General features: G+C 59.8%; 6 protein-coding genes. 3 read left to right on the forward strand and 3 right to left on the reverse strand.

What is annotated here, in order from left to right:
* Positions 1–315: 315 nt before the first annotated feature.
* Positions 316–1,413 (reverse strand): PLP-dependent cysteine synthase family protein, encoded by a 1,098-nt coding sequence (locus tag BSZ39_RS11745; protein WP_073717513.1) that lies wholly within the window; start codon positions 1,411–1,413, stop codon positions 316–318.
* Positions 1,414–1,508: 95 nt separating this feature from the next.
* Between BSZ39_RS11745 and BSZ39_RS11750 the strand changes: the two genes are divergently transcribed.
* The 3 genes from BSZ39_RS11750 (at position 1,509) to BSZ39_RS11760 (ending at position 4,743) form a co-directional block, all read left to right on the forward strand.
* Positions 1,509–2,432 carry a LysR family transcriptional regulator gene (locus tag BSZ39_RS11750; protein ID WP_073717514.1) on the forward strand — a complete coding sequence of 308 codons (924 nt, stop codon included), beginning with the start codon at positions 1,509–1,511 and terminating at the stop codon, positions 2,430–2,432.
* An 83-nt stretch (positions 2,433–2,515) separates the two neighbouring features.
* Positions 2,516–3,181: a transaldolase family protein gene (locus tag BSZ39_RS11755; protein ID WP_073717515.1), complete on the forward strand. Its 666-nt coding sequence runs from the start codon at positions 2,516–2,518 to the stop codon at positions 3,179–3,181.
* Positions 3,182–3,258: 77 nt separating this feature from the next.
* Entirely contained in the window at positions 3,259–4,743 is a 1,485-nt protein-coding gene (locus tag BSZ39_RS11760) for an FGGY-family carbohydrate kinase (RefSeq protein WP_073717516.1), read from the forward strand.
* Here the strand turns inward: BSZ39_RS11760 and BSZ39_RS11765 are convergent.
* Together BSZ39_RS11765 and BSZ39_RS11770 are read right to left on the reverse strand one after the other, a co-directional pair.
* Positions 4,740–5,879, reverse strand: a complete 1,140-nt coding sequence (locus BSZ39_RS11765; RefSeq protein ID WP_158025193.1) for an ROK family transcriptional regulator — start codon at positions 5,877–5,879, stop codon at positions 4,740–4,742. The genes BSZ39_RS11760 and BSZ39_RS11765 overlap by 4 nt on opposite strands.
* A gap of 120 nt (positions 5,880–5,999) precedes the next feature.
* Positions 6,000–6,632: an ABC transporter permease gene (locus BSZ39_RS11770; protein WP_342741822.1), complete on the reverse strand. Its 633-nt coding sequence runs from the start codon at positions 6,630–6,632 to the stop codon at positions 6,000–6,002.
* Between the last annotated feature and the right edge of the window lie 95 nt (positions 6,633–6,727).

Raw genomic sequence — 6,727 nt, forward strand, 5'->3', positions numbered from 1 at the left:
CGCAGTTCGAGGAACACTACTACACTGAAACCAGTCGGCCAGTGGTGGCTGACGTACCGCTATGAACTCTCCACCAAACTCGGGGCGATCCAGTCAGGCTTGTTCTGGTTCTTGTTCTTGAAAAAGCGGCCAAAGATCATGAGGACGCCGTTGCAGGTTGGTTAGGAACTTTCAGTTCCATCGTCACCCCAACATGATGTCATCTTTCAACTCGATCTGGAGCAGTCAATCATCGAAAACACGATCCTTGAATCGGTCGTTGCACTGTCGGAAGCGATACGTGACCGATTCATCCGCTCCTCGACATGTCGCGTCCTAGTTGACCTCGGGGACGGGGACCCACGACGGCATCTCGCCGCCGTCGAGCCAGGCATTGAGTTCGTCGAGGTATTCGCACGGGGCAAGGCCACTCTCATCCAGCCACTCATTGCTGCAATAGCTGTCCTGGTAGCGGTCCGAGCGGTCGCAGATGATGCTCGCGATGGTGCCGGAGATGCCGTTTTTGTACATCGTGTAGGCGATCGCAAGCGTGCCGATGATGTTCGTCCCGGTGGAGGCGCCGACGTCGAAGCCGCGGTCGCGCATCGCGACCATACCCGCGACCGAGGCACGGTCGGGGATCGGAAGGACTTCATCAACAATGCTCGGGATGAAGGACGGTTCCACACGGGGACGGCCGATACCCTCGATGCGCGAGCCGGGGCCGGTGATTTCGCGGGAGTTCGTCTTCCACGCCTCGTAGTAGGCCGAGCCCTCGGGATCGACGACGCACAGTTGGGTGTCGAGCCCGTGGTAGCGGGAGTAGCGCGCGATCGTCGACGCGGTGCCACCGGTGCCGGCGCCGACGATGACCCATGCGGGGATTTCGTGGCTCGTGGCGGCAAGCTGTTGGAAGAGCGCGCTCGCGAGGTTATCCGAGCGCCAGTTGGTGCGCAGGCTCGCGTTCGTGAACTGGTCGAGGTAGACCCAGTTGTCCTGGGCTCCGAGTTCGGCGGCCTTGTTGTAGATCGATTCGCCGGGCTCGCACAGGTAGCACTTGCCGCCCGACTCTTCGATGATCTGGAGCTTCTTTGGCGAGGTACAGCTCGGGACGACCGCGACGAACGGCAGGCCGAGGGCCTTTGCATAGAAGGCTTCGGACACAGCGGTCGAACCACTGGATGCGTCGACGAGCGTGCTGTGTTGAGTGATGTCGCCGTTACAGATGCCAAAGGAGATGAGGCTGGCGGCGAGACGGTGCTTCAGAGAGCCGGAGGCCAGGACCGATTCGTCCTTCAAGATGACTTTGACGCCCCATTCTTTCGGGACGGGGAATTCGTGCAGTGGGGTCGAGGTATCGCCCATCGCTTCGTTCATCGTTTTGATGGCGTCGATTGCCCACTTGCGGCACGCCTGGCGTTCTGAATGCTTCACTATGGTGACCTCCGCCCTCCATCATCTCGAAGACAAACAATAAGGACAATGCCCGGATGCTTGGCTTACCTATAAGGGACACTTATGATTGGCACATGCTGGAGATCCGCAGTTTCCTCCTCATTGATGCCATTCATCGTACGGGTTCGCTTTCCGGCGCGGCGCGCGAACTCGGCTACTCCCAGCCCGCGGTCACCCAACAACTCCAGCAGCTCGAACGCAAGCTGCGTACCCCGCTCATTCGGCGCATCGGGCGCACCTCGGTGCTGACCGAAGCAGGAGAGGTCATTCGCCGTCACGGCGAAGACGTCCTCGGATCGGTCGAACGGGCCCGAATCGAGCTTGAACTCATCGCGGGGCTGCGAACGGGGGAGATTCGGCTCGCGTCCTTCCCGAGCGCCGCAGCGACGATCGTGCCCGTCGCCCTGCAGCAGCTTCGCCAGGACCATCCGGGTCTGACTGTCCGACTGTTCGAAATGAACGCGACGCAGGCGATGCGAGAGCTACGCAAGGGGGAAATCGATGCGGCGATCGTCGGGCACTACTTCACCGAGGGGGATGCAGGGCCAAAGCCCGAGCCGGACGAAATCTGGCGCACGATCATGGACGAGGATGTCTACCTCGCCGTTCATCGGGGCCACGCCGCGGCAGACACAGATGAGATCCCGATGTCCTCACTGGCGTCGGAACGCTGGATTGCGGGCTGTCCCGAATGCCGGCGGGGGTTGCTCACCGCGGCAGCCGACGCGGGCTTCGTGCCTGACATCAAACTCGACACCGACGACTACATCGCGCTGCAAAAACTCGTCGGCGTGGGTCTCGGTGTCTGCCAGCTGACCCACCTCATGATCGCGGCCGCGCACGTCGACTCCGATGTCGTCTTCCGGCGCGTCACGCCCCACCGCATCCGCCGGGTCAGTGCCGTCATCATGGACTCCTCGAAACGCATCCCGGGCATCAGCGAACTGCTGGACACAATCGTCGATAGCGCCGCTAATGTGCCGCTTCCTACCCCGTGAACCAGACCCTGGTCCTACCTTGAGTGAAAGCTCCCGCCGATAGACTGGCGACACCGGATCTTTTCAAAGGAGCGTTCCGTCCCATGCTGATGCTCGATACCGCTGACGTCGACAAAGCCAAAGAACTCGTGCGAACCGGCCTCTTCAAGGGGATCACCACGAACCCGACGATTCTCGCCCGCTCCAACCTCGGGCAGGACGCGATCCCGGGCTTGTATGAAGAGTTCTGCAAGCTCCCCTTCGAGCACATCTTCTTCCAAGCAATCGGCTATAGCCCCGGCGAACTACTCGAATCGGGTCTGGAGATCGCGAACCTCGGCCGGAACATCATCGTGAAGGTGCCCGCCTCAAGGGAAGGCTATGAGGTCGTCACCGAACTGCACTCGCGCGGCATCCCGACGCTGCTGACCGCAGCCTACCACCCGACGCAGGCAATGGCCGCGAAGGAACTCGGTTGCTGGGGCATCGCGCCCTATGCCGGCCGTCTTGAGGACCTCGGTCAGGATCCCGTCAGCACGATCACGACGATGGTCGACATCCTCAAGGGCACCGGCGTGCGGACCTTCGCTGCGTCGCTGCGCAACCCTGATATCGTCGGCACGCTCGGCGCCCGCGGCGTCCCGGATTTCACGATGAGCGTCAGGATCGCCGAACGCATAATCGACAATTCGCACACGCTGGAAGCCGTCGACGCGTTCATGCGCGATTCGGAGAAGATGAGCCACCAGGACGTCCATTACCTGCGGTAGGGTAGGGGTTCCAGTTTGTAAAGAAGCTTTATATACTGGTTGTGCCAACTGAAATTCGACAATGAAGTGGATGGATCATGGTCCAGGCAGTATTTGGATTCGACGTCGGGACGTCGAGTAGTAAAGGCGTTCTCGCGTCGCTAGATGGTGAAATCCTTGCCGTTGCGCAACGGCCACACGATGTTCAGCGGCCTCGCGCCGGACACGTGGAAATGGACGCCAACGTCTGGTGGAGGGAGCTATGCGATGTTTTGGCGGAGCTTCGCCAGAGCCAACCAGACGTTGAAATCGTCGCCATCGGCGTCTCGGGCATGGGACCTTGCGTAGCGCTTGCCGATGCAGCTGGTGTACCCGTCCGCCCAGCAATTCTCTACGGCGTCGACACGCGAGCAATGAAACAGGTCGAGAGGCTCACTGACGAACTTGGGGGAGAAGATGCAATTCTCCAACGCGGTGGTTCCGTCCTGTCATCTCAGGCGGCGGGACCGAAGTTCGCGTGGGTAAAAGAGAATGAGCCAGAGGTTTATGTGCAAGCAAGTCGATTCTTCATGCCGGCGTCTTTCCTCGTATGGAATCTGACTGGCTCCTACACACTCGATCACCAGTCAGCATCCCAGTGCACGCCGCTGTACGACACCGAAGCGCTCACCTGGTACGAACCGTGGGTCCAGAAGATCGCGCCGTCGATCGAACTACCCGAGCTGTTCTGGGCCGGGGACGTCATCGGCACGGTGACATCGGATGCGGCAGCTCAGACCGGGCTGCCCGAGGGAATCCCGGTCGTTGCGGGAACGATCGACGCATGGTCCGAGGCGTTATCCGTCGATGCGCACAACGTCGGAGACCTCATGCTCATGTACGGCACAACGATGTTCTTCGTGAACACTGTTGAGTCGGTCGTCAGGTCGAAAGAAATGTGGGGCACTGTAGGTGCTCTCGCTAAGACCCGGAATGTTGCCGGAGGTATGGCCACCTCGGGTGCAATCACGGGGTGGCTACGTGAGCTTTTCGGGGGAGCGGACTACGGCGAGCTAGTACAAGAGGCTGCCAGGTCCGGCCTTGGTGCTCGTGGACTAGTCATGCTGCCGTATTTTGCCGGCGAGCGTACACCAATTTTGGACGCCGATGCGCGCGGACTCATCGTGGGATTGACGATCGATCACACGCGTGGCGACCTGTACCGTGCGGCGCTCGAGGCGACCGCGATGGGGGTGCGCCACAACATTGAGGCGATCGAGGCAGTCGGCGGTCAGATCGATCGGATCGTCGCCGTCGGTGGCGGTACTCAGGGTGACGTGTGGACGCAGATCGTCTCGGATGTCACCGGCCGCCCGCAGGTGATTCCGACGCACACGATCGGTGCAGCCTTCGGCATGGCCTGGCTCGCCGCATGCGCCATCAAACCAATCGAAGCTAAAGATTGGAATCCGCCAGTGCGCACTCTCGAACCGAATCCGGAAAACCATGAGCGCTACAGCAAGCTCTACGAGCTCTATCGCTCGCTCTACCCGGCAACTCGTGAGCAGATGCATACACTCGCGGCCTTCCAGCAGGAGCTTTAGTCCTCCTGAGGTCCGGGATCCTGCAAGAATTCCTGGATAAAGTGCAAGGCGGCACCCGCGGCAACCGGGTGCCGCTCTTGCTTGCTTAGCTTGACGTAATCCTTTACGTGCTCTCCAAAGAGCGCCATATTCTCGACCTTCACCCACACGTCGCGCAGGTAGGGGCCCATATGTGCTCCTACCTCGCCACCCAGGATCACTTCACCGCCGAATAGTGCTCGGATATTGCGGATCGTGATCGCCAGAAAGTCGGTGTAGGTGTCCCATGCCTTAGCCGCTTTGGTGTCTCGCTCTAGAATCGCGAAAAACTCTTCCATCGTCTGGGCGCCGGCGTCGAGTAGCTTGGTTGATGAACAAACCGTCTCGACACAGCCTGACATGCCGCAGTAGCACTGTTCACCCCCCGGATCTACGGTGATATGCCCGACTTCACCTGGGTAGCCATCTTCGAGACGGAATACCTCATTGTGGAAGATGACGGATCCACCTACAGACTCGTTGAGGCTGATGTGGAAAGCATTGTCGAGGTTTCCCCATGCCCAGGCTTCCGCTAGGCCGCCGGCGTAGGAGTCGTGAAGAATGACGGCATCGGCGGGAAGGTGAGGACGAAAATGCTCTGCCGTAAATCCCTCGTTATCGATGACGCGTCCGTAGACAACGGTGCCAGTTGCGGTGTCTACCAGGCCGGGCATCGCGATGCCAATTCCGAGGAGCGCTTCGTCTTCGATCTTGGCTTCGGTAATGAGTTTGCGTACTTGCTCCCCGACTGCTTGCGCGTGCTTATCGCTCCTCTTAAAGGCCATGGGGAAGCGATGCGAGGCGAGCAGTCTGCCGTGAAGATTGACAGCGACCGTTGTGATAGATCGACGCGTAATGCTCACACCGATCGCGATACGAGCATCCGCGATGGCGGCATAGGTCGAAGGTGCGCGACCTCCGACTTCACCGGGTGTGAGTTTTGATTTTTCTTCTGCTAGCCCAGTTTCAGTCAGGTGCGCGAGGTATTTCGAGACGGTTGGGATCGAGAGCGTGAGCGCCGCCGCAACGTCGTTTCGAGTCGCTTGCGGTTGCTGTCGAAGGAATCCGTAAACCAGGCGGCGAGTGCTTCGTTTGATCCCGGGGTACTTTTTGGTCAACTTACGCTCCACGCAGGGTAATTCGATTGAACTGGCTGGCGGGACTGTATTGAACGAAGGTGCGGGTCGGTTTCTATCTCGCCGATCCCGCACCTTCAGTTGCGAATTCAAATCGTCAGCCTAGCTTCGGTTATTGTACAAGTTTCGCAAGGCGTCGATCAATACGGCGGCGAAGATCATCAGGCCACCCGCCAGAGTAATGAGAGTGGACTGGATTCCTAGAATCGCGAGGCCAACCTGAATGACCGTGAGTAGAAGGGTGCCGGCGAGAACACCTAACATGGAGCCCTTACCACCCGTCAGGCTGACGCCTCCGATGACCGCGGCCGCGATGACCTGCATCTCGTACGTCGTGCCGAACGATGACGTGACTGCGCCCATGTATCCGGAAAGGAGCCAACCCGCGAAGCCGGAGAGCAGACCGGAGACGACGTAGGCCCAGATTTTCACTTTGTCGACGCTGATACCGGCAATGTAGGCACCGCGGTAGTTGCCGCCCACCGCGAACAGCGCGCGACCGAAGGACGTGCGGGTCCAGATGAGGTGGAAGATGACGAACGCAATGATGAGGACGAACGGAAGGACTGGGAAACCGCCAATCTGACCTTGACTGACCCACTTGTACGAGTCAGGGAGGTTGGTAATCGTCGTTCCGCCCGTGATCGCAAGCAGGCCGCCTTGTAGCACCATATTCATGGCCAGCGTGGTGATCAGAGCATTTGCTCTGAGCTTTGTCACGATCAGCCCGTTAATGGGCTCTTCACAATCGAGGGTGTAGTCGGGGTTTGAATCCGCCGGCCTCGAGGAGGCTGCGGGCGATGTAGTGGGTCAGGTTCCGGAAGCCCAGG

The sequence above is a fragment of the Bowdeniella nasicola genome (genome assembly GCF_001907295.1).
In the GTDB taxonomy this organism is placed as follows: domain Bacteria; phylum Actinomycetota; class Actinomycetes; order Actinomycetales; family Actinomycetaceae; genus Bowdeniella; species Bowdeniella nasicola.